General features: G+C 70.9%; 13 protein-coding genes. 9 read left to right on the top strand and 4 right to left on the bottom strand.

The genetic code is table 11. The features are described from left to right. Nucleotide 1: 1 nt before the first annotated feature. On the bottom strand, nt 2-979 hold the full coding sequence (locus V5E28_RS36385; RefSeq protein WP_336213846.1) for an ABC transporter permease: 978 nt from the start codon (nt 977-979) through the stop codon (nt 2-4). Nucleotides 980-1434: 455 nt separating this feature from the next. Between V5E28_RS36385 and V5E28_RS36380 the strand changes: the two genes are divergently transcribed. After that, complete coding sequence (locus tag V5E28_RS36380; protein WP_336213845.1) at nt 1435-2055, top strand: TetR/AcrR family transcriptional regulator; 621 nt, start codon at nt 1435-1437, stop codon at nt 2053-2055. Continuing rightward, nucleotides 2048-3874: a CPBP family glutamic-type intramembrane protease gene (locus V5E28_RS36375; protein WP_336213844.1), complete on the top strand. Its 1827-nt coding sequence runs from the start codon at nt 2048-2050 to the stop codon at nt 3872-3874. Before V5E28_RS36380 ends, V5E28_RS36375 begins: the two co-directional genes overlap by 8 nt. Nucleotides 3875-3914: 40 nt before the next feature. Here V5E28_RS36375 and V5E28_RS36370 read toward each other — a convergent pair whose 3' ends face one another. Further along, nucleotides 3915-6236, bottom strand: coding sequence for a rhamnogalacturonan lyase (locus V5E28_RS36370; protein WP_336213842.1), 2322 nt, complete (start codon nt 6234-6236; stop codon nt 3915-3917). 371 nt (nt 6237-6607) lie between these two features. On the opposite strand from V5E28_RS36370, the gene V5E28_RS36365 reads away from it, so the two are divergent. From V5E28_RS36365 to V5E28_RS36345, 5 genes are read left to right on the top strand one after another with little or no spacing between them, the layout of a single operon-like run. Continuing rightward, nucleotides 6608-7252 carry an ATP-binding cassette domain-containing protein gene (locus tag V5E28_RS36365; protein ID WP_336213841.1) on the top strand — a complete coding sequence of 215 codons (645 nt, stop codon included), beginning with the start codon at nt 6608-6610 and terminating at the stop codon, nt 7250-7252. Further along, nucleotides 7236-8462 (top strand): hypothetical protein, encoded by a 1227-nt coding sequence (locus V5E28_RS36360; RefSeq protein ID WP_336213840.1) that lies wholly within the window; start codon nt 7236-7238, stop codon nt 8460-8462. The genes V5E28_RS36365 and V5E28_RS36360 overlap by 17 nt, the downstream gene beginning before the upstream one ends. Next, complete coding sequence (locus V5E28_RS36355) at nt 8459-10189, top strand: ABC transporter permease subunit (RefSeq protein WP_336213839.1); 1731 nt, start codon at nt 8459-8461, stop codon at nt 10187-10189. The genes V5E28_RS36360 and V5E28_RS36355 overlap by 4 nt, the downstream gene beginning before the upstream one ends. After that, nucleotides 10186-12471: a hypothetical protein gene (locus V5E28_RS36350; RefSeq protein WP_336213837.1), complete on the top strand. Its 2286-nt coding sequence runs from the start codon at nt 10186-10188 to the stop codon at nt 12469-12471. Before V5E28_RS36355 ends, V5E28_RS36350 begins: the two co-directional genes overlap by 4 nt. A 22-nt stretch (nt 12472-12493) precedes the next feature. Continuing rightward, nucleotides 12494-13150, top strand: coding sequence for a nitroreductase family protein (locus V5E28_RS36345; protein WP_336213835.1), 657 nt, complete (start codon nt 12494-12496; stop codon nt 13148-13150). An 86-nt stretch (nt 13151-13236) separates the two neighbouring features. Here the strand turns inward: V5E28_RS36345 and V5E28_RS36340 are convergent, their stop codons facing one another. Then, a complete protein-coding gene (locus V5E28_RS36340; RefSeq protein ID WP_336213834.1) occupies nt 13237-13566 on the bottom strand; it encodes an STAS domain-containing protein in 330 nt (109 codons plus the stop codon). 110 nt (nt 13567-13676) lie between these two features. Here V5E28_RS36340 and V5E28_RS36335 point away from each other — a divergent pair, with 110 nt between their 5' ends. Continuing rightward, the gene (locus V5E28_RS36335; RefSeq protein WP_336213833.1) at nt 13677-13994 is read left to right on the top strand and encodes a helix-turn-helix transcriptional regulator; all 318 of its coding nucleotides are present in this window, start codon (nt 13677-13679) and stop codon (nt 13992-13994) included. Here V5E28_RS36335 and V5E28_RS36330 read toward each other — a convergent pair. Continuing rightward, on the bottom strand, nt 13991-14566 hold the full coding sequence (locus V5E28_RS36330; protein ID WP_336213832.1) for a TetR family transcriptional regulator: 576 nt from the start codon (nt 14564-14566) through the stop codon (nt 13991-13993). The genes V5E28_RS36335 and V5E28_RS36330 overlap by 4 nt on opposite strands. Before the next feature lie 74 nt (nt 14567-14640). Here V5E28_RS36330 and V5E28_RS36325 point away from each other — a divergent pair, with 74 nt between their 5' ends. Then, entirely contained in the window at nt 14641-15570 is a 930-nt protein-coding gene (locus tag V5E28_RS36325) for an oxidoreductase (protein WP_336213831.1), read from the top strand. Nucleotides 15571-15631 lie beyond the last annotated feature (61 nt).

Raw genomic sequence — 15631 nt, 5'->3', positions numbered from 1 at the left:
CCTAACTCACCCTCACTCGAGGATCGAGGGCCGCCACCAGCAGGTCCGACAGGAAGGCGGCGGCCAGGACGCAGACGGAGGCGAACAGGCTCACCGCGGCGACGGCGTTGACGTCGTTCTGGTTGATCGAGTCGATCAACCAGGCGCCCATGCCGTGCCAGGCGAAGATCTTCTCGGTGAAGGTGGCTCCGGTGAGCATCGTCCCGAACGCGAAGGCGAAGTAGGTGGCCGCGGGGATCAGCGCGGTGCGCAGCGCGTGCTTCAGCAGCGCGGTCCTGCGCCGCAGCCCCTTGGCCATGGCCGTGCGGACGAAGTCCTGGTTCAGCACGTCGAGCATCATGCTGCGCTGGATGCGGCTGTAGAAGGCGATCGAGCCGAGGCTGAGCGAGATGGTCGGCAGGATCAGGTGGTTCAGCCGGTTGAGGAACTGGTCCCAGCCCGACAGCCTGGGGTTGTACTCGCCCGTGTACTCGATCAGCGTGAAGCCGAGCCCTCGGTTCACGTTGTACGTGGCGATAGCCAGCAGCGTGGCCAGCACGAACACCGGGATCGCCATGATCACGAAGGAGCTGACCCCGATCAGGCGGTCGGGGAATCTGTACTGCTTGACGGCCGAGTACGCGCCGAGGGCGACCCCCACGGCGAAGCCCACGAGTGTGCCGACGAACAGCAGCCGGAGGCTCACGCCGATCCGCCTGCCCATCTCGTCGTTGACCGAGCCGCCGTTCCAGGTCCTGCCGAAGTCTCCGGTGACCACTCCGGACGCCCAGGTCGCGTACCGCTGCAGCACGGGGGTCTTGTCGTTGAGGTTGTACGCGTCGAGCGTCGCGTCGACGACAGCCTCGGCCACCGGGGGCTGGCGCCCCTCGTACGCGCCGCGGGGATTCATGGTGGTTGCGGCGAGCATGTATGCCAGGCTGGCCGCGACCGCGACCAAGATCACATTTATTGCCAACCTGCGAAGCAGGTACTTGCCCATCACTCTCCGTCCGCGTTGAACGGGGGCCGGCGGTTCCGGTTGACGAGAGCCCCCACAACGAAGCCGCCGTCGTACATCAGGAAAAAGAATCGACACGGGACGGCGTACGAGTGAACAATATCGGGCAAAACGTAACGGTCAGCAACAGTTGGATATAACGGTCAGATTACCGGACATCGGCCTATCGGCGCGGCCCACCCGACCTGACCTGCGCGAATACCCTTGCTAGCACAGAATGTCCAGCATATGGCACATTGTCACAATATCGGGACAAACAGCGTCGATCATGGAGAGGGCCCCGGGCGAGGGCCACGGGTAAGCGACGTGACCCGATAGACGGTAAGGGCCTTGACCGTAAACTCCGACCAATCTCATTCGGCGGAGTCTGGTGACTCAAGGTCACACTCGCCTGCCTGAGCCGCCATACGGCTGATCGATCGCTTAGATTCCTGGTTATGCAACCAGAAAACCGGTCGACCGCCCAGGACGGCGGTTCGTTCATCGAGCAGGCTCGGCGCGCGCAGATCGTGCGCAGCGCCATCACGACGATCGCCGAACTCGGCCACGCCAGGGCGTCGTTCGCCAGGATCGCCGAGCGGGCCGGGGTCAGCCCCGCGCTGATCTCCTACCACTTCGCCGGCAAGGACGAGTTGATCGAGCAGGTCCTCGCGGAGGTGCTGAGTTCGATGCGCGCCGAGATCAGCACCCGGACCGAGCGGGCCCAGTCCTACACGGAGGCACTCACCATGATCATCGAGGCCCAGGTGCACTACTTCGCCACGCATCAGGTCGAGACCATGGCGCTCGGCGCCATCCGCTCGGCGGTCGGGACCGGCCCCAGCACCATGGCCTGGGCCGGCCGGGCCGAGTCGCTCGCCGAGCTCGAGGAGTTCCTGCGTGCCGGGCAGCAGGCCGGTGAGTTCCGCGCGTTCCCGCCCCGCGTGGTGGCGGCTTCGATCCTGGCCAGCCTCGAGGACATCCCGGCCGAGCTGCGGGCGCGGCCGGACACCGACGTGCGGGTGCACGCCCGCGAGCTGGCCGCGCTGTTCGATCGTGCCACCCGGCGCGATGGCTGAGGCCGCCATGAAGGACGAGACCGGCGCCGGGGCGCTCCTGTGGTGGCGCGTCGGGGCGATGTTCGCCTGGACGACCTTCGCCTCCCTGCTCGTGTTCCACGGCGCCGACGCGATCTTCGGATCCGACTACGACCGGTGGGCGCACGTGGTGCGGGCCGGCACGCTGTTCGCCCTCATCGTGCCCGCCGTGGTGGCGACCACTCGATTACTCGACAGGGCGCCTCTGTCGGGCATCGGCCTGACCTCGCTCCGGCACGGCGGCCGCCACCTGCTGGCCGGGGCGGCCTGCTGGCTGATCCCCGCCGCCGCCGGTTCCGCCGCCTGCCTGCTGCTCGGCTGGACCGAGGTGGCCCTGCGCGGCTCGGTGGGCGAGATGCTGCTGACCGCCGGCGGCCTGCTGGTCCTGGTCTTCTTCTACGAGGCCTTCCCCGAGGAGCTGGTCTTCCGGGGCTACCTCTTCAGCCGGCTGGCCGCCCGATGGGGACCATGGCCGGCCATCCTGGCCCAGGCCGCCCTGTTCACGCTTTGGGGAGCCGTCAACGGCGGCGCGAACTCCATGTCGAGGATCGCGCTCTTCTTCGCCTTCTCCTTGGTCACCGGACTCCTGCGGGCGGTGACGGGCAGCGTGTGGACCTCGATCGGCTTCCATCTCGCCTTCCAGACGGCCGCCCAGCTCTTCGGCTCGGTCGGCGGCCAGTTCGAGCTGACCTCGCCTTCGGCACTCACCGTCGTGGCCTTCGGCGCGCTGCCGTTCGCGGCCGCCCTCACCGTCCGCTCCTGGTGGCGCCGGCAGCCCGTCGAGCCCACCGCGCGGCCGGCGGGCAGAGAGCTGGAGATCAAGGGCGTCAACTACGACGTCGGCACCGCCTACGTCCCCGGTCACCTGTCCAGGCCGCGATGGAACGAGGAGGAGGTACGCGAGGACATCCGGGTGATCGCCGAGGAGTTGCACTGCAACGCGGTCACCGTCTTCGGCAGCGAGGCCGGCCGCCTCGCCGTCGCCGCACGTCACGCGGCCGAACAGGGGCTGCGGGTCTGGCTGCAGCCCCGCCTGGTGGAGTCCGGTCCCGCCGAGACGCTGGCGCACCTGCGCGAGGTGAGCGTCATCGCCGAGGAGCTCCGCCTGCGGTATCCGGACCGGATCTCCCTCAACGTCGGGTGCGAGCTCAGCCTCTTCATGCGCGGCATCGTGCCGGGCCGCACGTTCGAGCGGCGAACGCAGGTGCTGACCCTCACCTGGCCGCTCCTGCTCTGGCGCTACAACAGGAAGCTGAACGAGCACCTGGGCGAGGCGGTCACGGTGGCGAGGGAGCACTTCCAGGGCGACGTCACGTATGCGGCCGGCAGCTGGGAGATCCTCGACTGGCGGCCTTTCGACCTCGTCGGCGTCAACCTCTACCGGGATGCGAGCAACCAGGCCGGTTACCTCCGGGATCTGCGGGCGCTGCGGCGGCATGGCAGACCGGTGGTCATCACGGAGTTCGGCTGCTGCGCCCATGAGGGGGCCGACGCCAAGGGCGCCTCCGGCGACGGCATCGTCGACTGGCGCGCCGCCACGCCGAGAGTCAAGGGCGCCCAGGTCAGGAGCGAGCAGGTGCAGGCCGACTACCTCGCCGCCCTGATCGAGACGTACGCGGCGGAGGACGTGCACGGCGCCTTCGTCTTCGAGTTCGCCGAGCCGAGCTATCCGCACTCCCCGGATCCACGCCACGACCTGGACATGGCCAGTTTCGGCATCGTCAAGGTGTGCAGCCGTGACGGCCGCTGGGAACGCAAGGCGGCGTTCTCCCGGGTCGCCGATCTCTACCGATCCCTGTGACCGGGGAGCGTGACGCACCTGTCACGCTCCCCGGCACGCCCTACCCGCGGGGCTTCCGGACGCCGGGCACCGGGACCCGCGACCAGTCGATGTCGGATGCGAGGTAGAAGCTCGGATAGGCCGGCTGGTTGTAGCCCGTCTGCTGCCGGGCCACGTCCACCCGATACTGCGGGTCGTGCATGAGGGTGTAGAGCTTGCGGTCCGTCACCTCCGTGCTGAGGTAGACCCGCATCGCGGTGCTGTCGGCGGTGCGCACCATCAGCTCCTCACGCCAGTCGCCGAAGACGTCCGCGACCAGGGACGGATTGCCCTTCGTCCCGTTGTTCGTCAGCGTGCCCGTCGCGGTGAGCAGCGTGCCGCGCCGGCGGTCGTCGATCGTCGGCGTCTGCAGGACGGTGGTGGCCGTGCCGTTGACGATCTGCGTGGTCATGTCGGCCGCCCAGCGGATGCTCATGTTCGTGCCCGGCGCGTTCCTGCCCAGGTACTCGCCGCGGGCCGACCAGAGACCGGCCTCGATCGCCTGGTTGGGCGGCATCGAGGACCACGCCTCCATGCCGCGGATGTCGGGATCGATGTCACCGGTCATGGCGCGCCCGGTGTCCACGCCGCTGTAGCCGCCGAAGAGCACCTCGCCGGTGGCGGCAGCGCGCATCGCCCAGCCGTACGGCGCCCACGCGCCGCCCTCGTGCACCGTCCAGATCTCCAGGCCGTCGCGATCGGGGTCGAGGTCGCCGACGTGCATCGCGTCACCGTGTCCCAGCCGGACGCGCTGCCCCGGCACGTTGCTCTGCGGCGGCCCCTCGGCGAAGGAGGAGTAGAGCAGGTCACCGTCGTCGTCGATCGTCGCGGAGCCGTAGACGACCTCCTGCTTGGCGTCGCCGTCCACGTCGGCCACGCTCAGCGAGTGGAACCCCTGGGTGGTGATGGTGGCGAACTCGGGATCGGTGCCGTCCACACCGTGCGGCGAGGCGTTGAACGGGTTGGCCATCGGCACGTGGCCGCTGTCGACGTACCAGACCTCCTTCAGCTTCCTGCCGTTCCAGTCGTAGGCCACCAGCGTGCTGCGCGTGTAGTAGCCGCGGGCGAAGATCGCCGACGGGCGTTTGCCGTCGAGGTAGCCGACGGCGGACAGGAACCGGTCGACCCGGTTGCCCGGTTCGACCCTGGCCATGGCGTAGTCGCCCCACAGCAGCCCGTCGTCGCCACGGGCGGGCTTGTAGTGGATCGTCTGCAGCTCCTTGCCGGTGGCGCCGCCGAGGACCGACAGGTACTCGGGCCCGGTGATGACGAAGCCGGCGAACTCCCGCAACCGGTTGTTGCCACTGCGACCGGGGGCGTAGACGTCGACGAAGTAGGTGGCGAGTTCCGTGGCGGCTTCCCTGGAGAGCGGGTAGTCGCGGGACGGCTCGATGCCGAAGGCCTGCTCGAGCGTCGCGGGCCAGCGTCCGGCGACCACCTCGGGGTGCTCGTGCCAGCCCATGAACATCTCGACGAGGTGGTCGAAGTAGTCGCCGGCGCTCTTGCGGTAGTCGTCGGTGTGCGCGTATCCGGCCTTGACGTCCTGCTTCGGCATGGTGACGTAGCGCTCGGAGATCACGTCGCCGCCGGCGCCATAGCGGATGATCCTGGTCCCGGGAGCGGTCTTGACCATCATCTCCGAGCGGCCGTCGCCGTCGAAGTCGTAGACCAGGAACTGCGTGTAGTGGGCGCCAGAACGGATGTTGACACCCAGGTCGAGCCGCCAGAGCAGGGTGCCGTCGAGTTCGTAGGTATCGAGATAGGTATTGCCGGTGTAGCCGCGCTGGGATACGTCCTTGGAATTCGACGGATCCCATTTGACGACGAACTCGTACCGGCCGTCGCCGTTGACGTCGCCGACGCTCATGTCGTTGGCCGAGTAGGTGTACGCCTCCCCCGCCGGAGTCACCCCGTCGGCGGGCTTGCGCAGGGGCAGATCATAAAACGATTCAAGCCAGGGCGCGACCGGAGCGCTGCGCCGGCCCTCCCTGCCCTTGACGACCGGGGCCACCCGGTACTCGGAGGCGCCGGTGCCGCCGGCGTCGCGGTAGTTGGTGCTGCCGGTGACCGTCGCGATCGGCCGGCCGTCGCGGTAGACGCGGAAGTCGGCGCCGGTCATCCCGGCGTCGCCGTGCCCGGTGACCTCGTCGCCGAGTAACCGCCAGCTGAGGAACACGCCCTCACTGGTGGAGGCGGCGACCAGTCCTCTGTCGAGGTGCTCGAGCCGGACACCCGGCGGGCCCTGGGCTGCGGCGTTCGCGGCCGGGACGGCGGCCAGGGACGTGCAGAGCAGTGCGGCCGAAGCGGCGACGAGGGCGCGGCGGATGCTGCTGGGGGGACTCATGTCACGGGCTCCTGAGGTCAGGCCCGCTTGGAGACGCGACGCCCCCGGGTAGCCGCACCGCCGTGACGTCCGGCCTCCAGACGGATTGAAACGATATAAGCAGTCGGGAGATTATTGGCGCACTACGGTGTTGTCAAGGGTAAGTTTCGCGCTGATTTTGCGTTATGAATGCCGTTCAGGCCCGGGCTCCTATTCCGGATCCCCTGCTTGATCCGTGGAAATCGAAGCGGTTCACCAGCTCGCGGCCGGGCGAGGGCAGCGGCCCGTCCAGGTTCGCTTCCTGGAGCCCAGATCCCGCCGAATGGGTCGTTGCCGTTGCCGCGGAACTTCGTTCGTGTAAATGTCAGAAGGTGGACGGGGCCGGCGGCGGAGTGGGCGAACCTTTACTGGAGCTCGAAGGGCTTGACTGGGAGGTGAACGGCCGGCGGCGCGGCGTGCCACCCGGCCCGCTGGCCGTGCGATCGGGGCAGACCGCCGTCATCGCGGCCGGCGACGCCGGCGAGGCCGGGATGCTGACGGACATCCTGCTCGGCCTGGACTGGCGGTTCCGGGGCAGGATCCGCGTCAGCGGTCAAGAGATCACCATGCGGCTGCCGGAGGAGCGCCAGATCGGCCTGGTCCCCGCCGGTGGCGGGCTGCTCCCCCATCTGACCGTCGAGAAGAACCTCGTCCTGACGGCCCGCGACAAGCGCGGGAGTTCGGACGTGCGCGGCAGGGTCGGGTTCATGGCCGAGCAGATGGGGATCGAGGGCTTCCTGCACACCCGCCCGCACGAGCTGGCGCACGACGAGAGGCTGGCAGTCGCCCTGGCGAGGGTCCTGTGCATGCACCGTCCCGTCAAGGTGGTGCTCGTCGAGGACCACACCGGAAGCGGTCCCTGCCACGCGGCCGTGAGCGCGGCCATGGGCACCGACCCCAGCCTGGCCGTCGTGGTCGTGACCGACGATCGGACCAGGGTCGCCAGCCTCGCCTCCCCCGCCCTGTTCTGGGAGGTGGCGAATGTCGATCAGCCGTAGGCGGTTCCTGGCGATACCCGCCGCCGCCGGCCTCGCGGGGTGCGCCAGGAGCAGGCCGCTGCGGGTGGCGGTGGTCTGGAGCGGTGACGAGCTGCGGCGCTTCCTCGGCGTGGTCAGGCACTCGCCGTATCCGGTCACCGTCTACTCGGCGGGAGACAACATCGCCGCCCTGCTTCGCGGTCCCTCCGGCGAGGTCGCCCCCGACGTGGCCGTCATCCCGAGGCTCGGCCTGCTGTACGACCCGGACATCCGCCGCCGCATCAGCCCGTTGACGGGGATCCGGCAGCAGCCGCGGTTCTGGCGGGACCTCGCCTCGCCGACGGCCGGCCAGGTGCTCGGCGCCTGGTTCAAGATCGCGCACAAGTCGCTCGTCTGGCATCGGGACGGCGAGGGGCTCGACCGGCCGCGAACCCTGGACGCCTGGAGGAGCCGGAAGCTGTCGATCGGCGCCGCCGACGGGTGGGTCCTCACCGACTGGTTCGAGAACGTCCTGCTCGCCCGCAGCCCTTCCACCTACAGCAGGCTCTTCTCCCAGGGCGAGAGCTCGCCGGAGCTGTGGGGCACGGGAGAGGTGAACGAGGCCCTGCGACTGCTGGCCACGATCTGGCAGCAAGGGGTGGATCCGGAGCGGGGCAGGCGCGCGCTCACCCTGCAGTTCCACGACTCGATCCTGGACGTGTTCACCTATCGCACCGCCGACGTGGTCGCGGCTCCCGACTTCGCCTGGCCCGTCATCGCGCGCTACCGCGCCGAGGGTGTCGTCGCGGGCCACTTCCGCTTCCCCGCCAACGGCGGCGCCGAGCCCCCACTGGTGGTCGGCGGCGATGTCGCGGTCGCGATGAGCGGCGGCACGGCGGACGCCTTCGGCTTCGTGGACTGGCTGACGAGCCCCCGCCCGTCCGACGGCGACCGGCCCGACACGCAGGAGACGTGGGCGGCCGAAGGCGGCTTCCTCGCGCCGTACATCGACGCCTCGACGTCGCCACCGGCGCTCCAGAGCGCCGCACGGGACCTGGCGGGCGCCAAGACCGGCCAGTACGACCTGTCCGACCGGCTGACCGGACCGCTCGCCGGCGGGGACGGCCGCGGGCTGTGGCGGATACTCACCGAGTTGTTCACCGCCGTGACCATCGATCGGACGCCACCGGCGGCGGCGGCGACCGCGGCGGTCGGCAGGCTCGTCAGCGCCGGCCGGCGGGGCGCGTCATGAGCGAGAAGGACGCGTTCCTGTTCGAGGTGGTGCCCTACCACGACGCCCGGGTACGGGTCATCCACCAGAGGCTCAGCCGCTGGCGGTTGGGCCTGTACCTGCTGCTCGCGGTCCTGCTCGCGGCCGGCGTGCTGCTGGCCCCGCTGGCCGCGACGGTGCTGATCAGCCTGTCCGGCGGCCTGGCGAACTACGGCGTGCTCGCCGACCCGGAGGTGCTCCAGGCGCTCGGCAACTCGCTGGTGTGGCTGGCGCTCGCGGTGCTCGTCTGCGCGGCCGGGTTCGGGCTGGCCTGGCTGGCCAGGGACGCCGGGCCGGCTCTCACCGGCGTGCTGCGCGTCATCCTGGTGCTGCCCGCGGCGGTCTCCCCGCTCACCACCGGCGCGATCTTCCGCCTGCTCTTCGACACCAACCCGCAGCGCGGCGCCGTCAACGCCCTGCTGGGCGGGGCCGGGGCGAACGTGGCCTTCCTCGGCCCCGGCTGGATCTGGATGGTGCTCGGCCTGGCGTTCGTCTGGCAGTGGTCCGGGGTGGCGTTCCTGGTCTTCCACGAGGCGCTGGCCAGGCGGCCGAAGAGCCTGCTGCGGATGGCGCGGGCGTTCGGGGTCGAGCGGCGGCGGCGGGTGTGGTCGATCGTGCTCCCCGCGCTCGCCGGGCCGGCGGCGCTGGCCTACCTGCTCGCGCTGGTCGCCGCGGCGCGCGTGTTCGACCTCGTGCTGATGGGCGCGCCGGGTGCGATGCAGGCCGAGGTGGAAGGCGGGGGGCTGTTCTGGTGGCGGCACAACAGCGACCTGGGAGCCGGCCGGGCCGCGGCGCTGGCGGTGCTGCTGTCCATCATGGTGGGCCTGCTCGCGCTGCCCGCCCTGGCCGGGCTGCGCGGGCGCGTCACCTGGTCCGAGCCGCCCGCGCCGCGGCCGGAGCCCGGCACTGGCGGCCTCCGGCGGCGCGCGCGGCTGTGCCTGCTGAGCGGATCGGTCACGATCCTCTGGCTGCTCCCCTTCGTGGTGCTGGTGCTGACCTCGCTCCGCGCGCCGGACGCGACGGCGGTGTCGGGATGGTGGCGGTTCCCGTCGGACATGTGGCAGTTCACCTCGTACGGCGAGGCGTTCGGCGACAGCGGTTTCATGGGCGCGCTCATGATCACCCTTGTCCGGACCGCGGCGGTCGTCGGCCTGGTGCTGCTGGCGGCGGTCCCCGCCGCGTACGTGCTGGCCCACGAGCACCTGCTGCCCCGCCGGACCTGGCGGCCGGTCCTCCTGGTGGCGGTGGCCCTGGCCGCGCTGCCGCCGCAGGCCTTCGCCGTGCCGTTGCAGGAGTCGATCAGCCGGATCGTCGGCTCATCGCTGGCGCTGGTCATCGTGCACGCGGCTCTGGTGATCCCGCTGGCGGTGCTGGTGCTGCACAACGCCTTCGCCCGCGTACGGACTCCGATGGTGACGCGGCACCGCTGGGAGCTGTTCCACGTGGTGCGGGAGGCGGCGCCGGCCGTGGTGCTGGCCGGAGTGCTCGCGTTCGTGCTGGTGTGGAACGACACCGTGGTGGGACTGCTGCTCAACTGGCCCTCCGGCGACCATCTCTCACTGCTCCTGCTGGAGCAGGCGCGCCACTTCATGAGCACGATCGGGACTCTCGCGGCCCAGGCGGTGATCGCCACCGTCGTGCCCGTGGCCCTCGTCATCGTCACCGGGCGATGGCTCTATCGCGGGCTGACCCACGGAGTCCGGAAATGACCGGCATCTCCAGGAGAGATCGCCTCCGCTTCCGGATCTCGCGCCTGTACCACCAGGCCAGGGCGCACCTGCCCGAGCTCGGCCTGTCAGGACTGGTGACGGCCGGCGAAGCGCTCGTCATCTTGCAGGAGCAGCTGCGCGAGCACGCGCTGAACGCCATCATGGCGGCGCTCCCCCACCCGCTCCTCGCCCTTCCCCTCGCCTTCGTCGCACCGGCGCTCGCGGGCCTGGCCGTGCACGCGGTCCGGCGCAGGCGCAAGCCCGCTCCGCAGCCGCTCTTCGGCCACCTGCCCTTCCCCGACAGGGTCGAGCCGCTCATCGGGCGGCAGGCCAAGTTACGGGAGATCGCGGACCGGGCGCGGGAGAGCGGCATCGTGGTGGTCCAGGGCGCGACCGGGACGGGCACGTCGACGCTGGCCGTCCACGGCGCCTGGGAGCTGGCCGCCGAGGCACGCAAGCAGCGCTACGCCGACGTCCGGGGCCCCGACCGGCACCACCCGGAGACCTCGCTGAGCGTCGCGCAGCGCGTGCTGCGGACGCTCGACCGCCCGCCGGGATCGATCCAGGAGCCCGGCGACGCCGCGCCGCTGGTGATCGAGGCGCTCACGGGGACGGGGCGGGTGCTCCTGCTCGACAACGTCAGCACCTGGAGCCAGGTGGCCTGGCTCCCGCCCCGGGTACCGGGCGCTCACATCATGGTGGCGGGGGAGCTGGCCGGGGACCCGCCACAGCACATCCAGCCGATCCAGCTCGGCCCGCTCTCCTCCGAGGCCGGGCAGGAGCTGCTGGCGGCCCACATCCAGGACCAGCGGACCAGCCAGGCCCCGCAGTCCCTGCGACCGCTCGCCGACGCCTGCCTGGGCAGCCCGGCGGAGATCGTCCGGATCGGCCGCTGGCTGGCCCAGAACCCGCGCGTCGCACTCGAAGGCGTCGTCGACGACTTGAGCAGGCTGTCCGTCGACGAGAAGCTGGGCTTCGTGCTCCAGCTGAGCGTCGAGCAGCTCGGCCCCACGGCCAAGCAGCTGTTCATCCTGCTGGCGGGCCTGCCGATCGCCGAGGTGGACCACCAGGCGGCCGCGGCGCTGGCCGGCCTTCCGTCCGCCGGGGAGGCGATCGGCGAGCTGGCCGAGCGCGGCCTCGTGGAGAACGTCCGGATGACACGGGTCCGGGTGACCGGCGCGTTCCAGGACGCCGGCACGGGAGACACCGCCCAGGACGCCGCGGCCTGGCGGCGGCTGGTGGAGTACTTCGCCGACCAGGCCGACGCCTTCGCCGCCCGCCTCCGGGACGACGAGGCCGCCAGGGACTGGCTCGCCGCCGAGGACAGGGTGCTGCTGCAGGTCCTGGCCCGCGAGCCGGCCGTACGCAGGACCAGCCGCGCGCTGGGACGCATCGCGGACGCGGTGGAGGACTGGTTCACCTACGAACAGCGGCACGAGGACCGGCTGCGAGCGGCCGCGCTGCTGGCGCGGGCGGCCGAATCCCTGGGCGACGAGACCGTGCAGGCGACCGCCGAGCTGCGCCAGAGCGCGATCCTGCTCACGCTGGGAGATCCGGCCGAGGCGCGCCGGCACTTCAACCGGGCGGCCGCGCTGCGGGTCCGGGTGGAGTCGTGGCCCGCCGAGCTGCATCTCGGGCACGCCGCGATCCTGCTGGCCGGCGGCGACGAGTTCAGCGCGGTGGAGTCCGCGCTGATCCGCTACGGGCAGGCACTGTCCAGCGGCGACCTGGCCGGCCACTCGCTGCGGTTCATGAACGTCGCCGCGCTGCTCATGCGCCGCGCGCAGCTGCTCGGCCACGAGGACGCCCAGCGCCTGTACGCCGACGCCCGTGCCCAGCTGTTCGAGGCGCTCGACAGGGCGCACCGGGGCGGCGACGAGCACGCGCAGGCGCACGCCCACGAGCTGCTGGCGCAGGCGCACTGGCACCTGGACAGGCCCTTCGACGCCGACCGGCACTGGACCGAGGCCGAACGCATGTACGGCCACAGGCACGACGAGATCGGCCGGGCGCGCTGCCACGTCCACCAGGCCATCGCCATGATGGCCGAGTCGGACGCGCGCCAGGACGAGGCGGCCAAGCTGCTGGAGACGGCCGGGCCGCGGCTGCCACCGACGGGCCTGACCACCGCCCTGGCCTACCTGCACCTGGCCCGCCTGCGCCCGGAGCGGGCCACGGCCCACCGCGCGTCGGGACTGGCGGCGCTTGCCCCGTGGGACGGGATAGCCGAGCCCAAGCAGGTCACGGAGATCCGGTCCCGCCTGGCGGCGCCGGAAAGCTGAGCGCGGATGGAATCATGGAGTCATGGCGATACAACAGCTGAGCCCTGACGAGCTGCTCACCACCACCCGTAGCGTCCGCAAGCGCCTCGACCTCGGCCGTCCCGTGCCGATGGAGCTGGTGCGGGAGTGCCTGGAGGTCGCCCTGCAGGCCCCGAGCGGCAGCAACCGCCAGGGTTGGGAGTGGATCGTGGTGATCGACCCCGAGATCCGCGCCCGGATCGGGGACTACTACCGGCGCGCCGTGCACGCCTACCACGCCTCCGGCACCGCCGCCGGCAAGCTCTACCAGGACGACCCGGCCCGCGCCGAGGTGCAGCGGCGCATCTCCGACAGCGCCGCCTACCTGGGCGAGCACATGGGCGAGGTGCCGGTGCTGGTCGTCCCGTGCATCCGGCTGCCGGCCGGGCGGCTGCCCGAGGGCAACCAGGCGGGGTTGTGGGGGTCGCTGCTGCCGGCGGTCTGGAGCTACATGCTCGCCGCCAGGGCGCGCGGTCTCGGCACCGCCTGGACCAGTCTGCACCTGGCCTATGAGAGTGAGGTGGCCGAGCTGCTGGGCCTCCCCGGCGACATCCGCCAGGGCGCTCTGGTCCCCACCGCCTACTACACCGGGGACTCCTTCAAGCCGGCCGCCCGGGTGCCGCTCGACGACGTCCTCCACCTCGACCGGTTCGGAGGCTGAGCGCGCCGGCGGTTCAGGCCGGGTCCCGGCCGCCGGGCAGGCGCCGGTGAGCGGGCCGCCGTCGACGGCGCCCGTCCCGTGCGGGCTCAGTCGAAGGCCGGCATGCGCAGCAGCCCCATCAGGCGGCTCATCTGGGGCGGGGTGTTGCAGATGACGGCACCGCCCGCCTCGGCGACGGCGGCCAGGACGCGGAGCCCCGTCACGTCCACGAAGGAGAGCCCGCCGACGTCGATGATCAGGCTGTCGTCGACCTGCCGGGCCTGGGTCAGTGCCCGCAGCAGCTCGCCGCTGTTGCAGGCGTCGACCTCGCCGACGATCCGGATCATCGACGACACCGGCATCGCGGTGCACGTGACGCGCAGGATGCTGTCCACGTACAGCAGTTGCTCGGCCGGGATGTCGACCCGATCCCGCATATGCGACATCGCACCTCCTGACGTTGACTGCACACGTAGATTACCGGAATAATCTTTCTGTATAAACTCTTCCTCTATAACGGATCCGGTTTCTCGAAGGAGCAGCAGGGATGGACAACGCTGCCGACCGGCGCTCTGGCTGGACGTTCCTCACCAACCACGCCCGCGTGCTGCTCGCCATCGCCACCGACCCGCAGCTGCGAGTGCGCGACATGGCCGCCACGATCGGCATCACCGAGCGGGCCGCCCAGGGGATCGTCACCGACCTGGAGGAGGCCGGCTATCTGAAGCGCACCCGGGTGGGGCGGCGCAACCACTATCGGATCGAGCCGGACCGGCGCCTGCGCCACCACACCGAGGCGGAGCTGCCGATCCAGGCGCTGATCGACATGTTCACCCACCGGGACCTGAAACAGGAGGAGTCCTAGAGGCTCCCCAGCCCGGCGAGATCGCACGCCTGGTCCAGCAACTCGGCCAGGTCCTCGCGCCCCTCCGACCCCGCCCAGGACACCAGGGCGACGTCGAGGGCGGTGAAGGCGATCCCGGCGATCATCCCGTAGCGCAGATCCGCCGGGCCGTCTCCGCGCCGGGCGAGTGCGGCCGCGGCCTCACGGCGCCACTCGAACTGCCGGTCCAGATAGCGGGCGCGCAGGGCAGGAGTGTCCAGGATCATCCTCGTGAGCGCGAGCGACTTCGCGGGGAAGGCGCAGTAGTCGCCGACCATCCCGTCGAGGGCGTGCCGCACCGAGACCCCGGGCGGCTCGCCGGCCGGACGGGTGGCCAGCTCCGCGATGGCGCGCTCGCCGACTACGGTGATCATCTCGACGATGACGTCTTCCTTGGATCGGAAGTAGCGGAAGAAGGTGCGCCGCGAGACTCCGGCTGCCTCCACGATCTGCTCGACCGTCGTCTCCTCGTAGCCGTTGCGCGCGATCAACTGGGCGGCGACGTGGGACAGCTCGTCCTTGACCAGCTGGCGCTTGCGTTCGAGGAGGGTCACCCGGTCAGGATAGCCGCGGTCGGCACGATACGCACATCTTGACACTGTGTGCCATTAGGTGCACTCTGGGCCCTATGAACCGTTGGACAGTTGCCGACATGCCCGATATGACGGGCAAGACCGCGATCGTGACCGGGGCGAACAGCGGCCTCGGCTTCGTCAGCACGAGAGAGCTCGCACGCAGGGGCGCCCGGGTCGTCATGGCCGTGCGCGACGAGCGCAAGGGCCGCCAGGCGCTCGCCGACCTGCGCCGGCAGGTTCCGGAGGGGGACCTCGACCTGCGCCTGATCGACCTGGCGGACCTCGACTCGGTGCGCGCCTTCGCCGAGGGCATCCAGGAGCGGATCGACGTCCTGATGAACAACGCGGGCGTGATGATGCCGCCGCGCACCCTCACCAAGCAGGGCTTCGAGCTGCAGTTCGGCGCCAACCACCTGGGCCACTTCGCGCTGACCGGGCTGCTGCTGGAGCGCCTGGCCGACGACGGCCGGGTGGTCACGGTCAGCTCGGACCTGCACCGGCGGGGTCGCATCCACTTCGACGACCTGACCGGCGAGCGGGGCTACTCCCCCATGGCCTTCTACGCGCAGTCGAAGTACGCCAACGTGCTGTTCGGCCTGGAGCTCGACCGGCGCCTGCGCGCGGCCGGGTCGAAGATCAGGAGCGTGCTGGCACACCCGGGCTACTCGGCCACCAACCTCCAGACGAGCGGTCCCACCGGCCTGTTCAGCCTGGGCGGCCGGATCGGCAACCTGCTGATCGCGCAGAGCGTCGACATGGGCGCGCTCGACCAGCTGCACGCGGCGGTCGCCCCCGGTGTCGAGGGCGGCCAGTTCATCGGCCCGCACCGGGGCATGCGCGGCTACCCCGTCGTGGTCCAGCCCGTCGCCTCCGCCAAGGACCCGGAGCTCGCCCGGCGCCTGTGGACCCTGTCGGAGGAGCTCACCAAGGTGAGCCCGCCGACCAGCGCCCTCAGGACTCCCCCAGGCGACCTGGCCGGGTGACCGGGCCGGCCGCGCCACAGGCCGGCGCCCCCGAGGGGGCGCCGGCCTGTGGAGGTGGGGG

This window comes from Nonomuraea sp. LPB2021202275-12-8 (assembly GCF_037044575.1).
Taxonomy (GTDB): domain Bacteria; phylum Actinomycetota; class Actinomycetes; order Streptosporangiales; family Streptosporangiaceae; genus Nonomuraea.
This window is presented reverse-complemented; position numbering and strand designations above follow the sequence as displayed.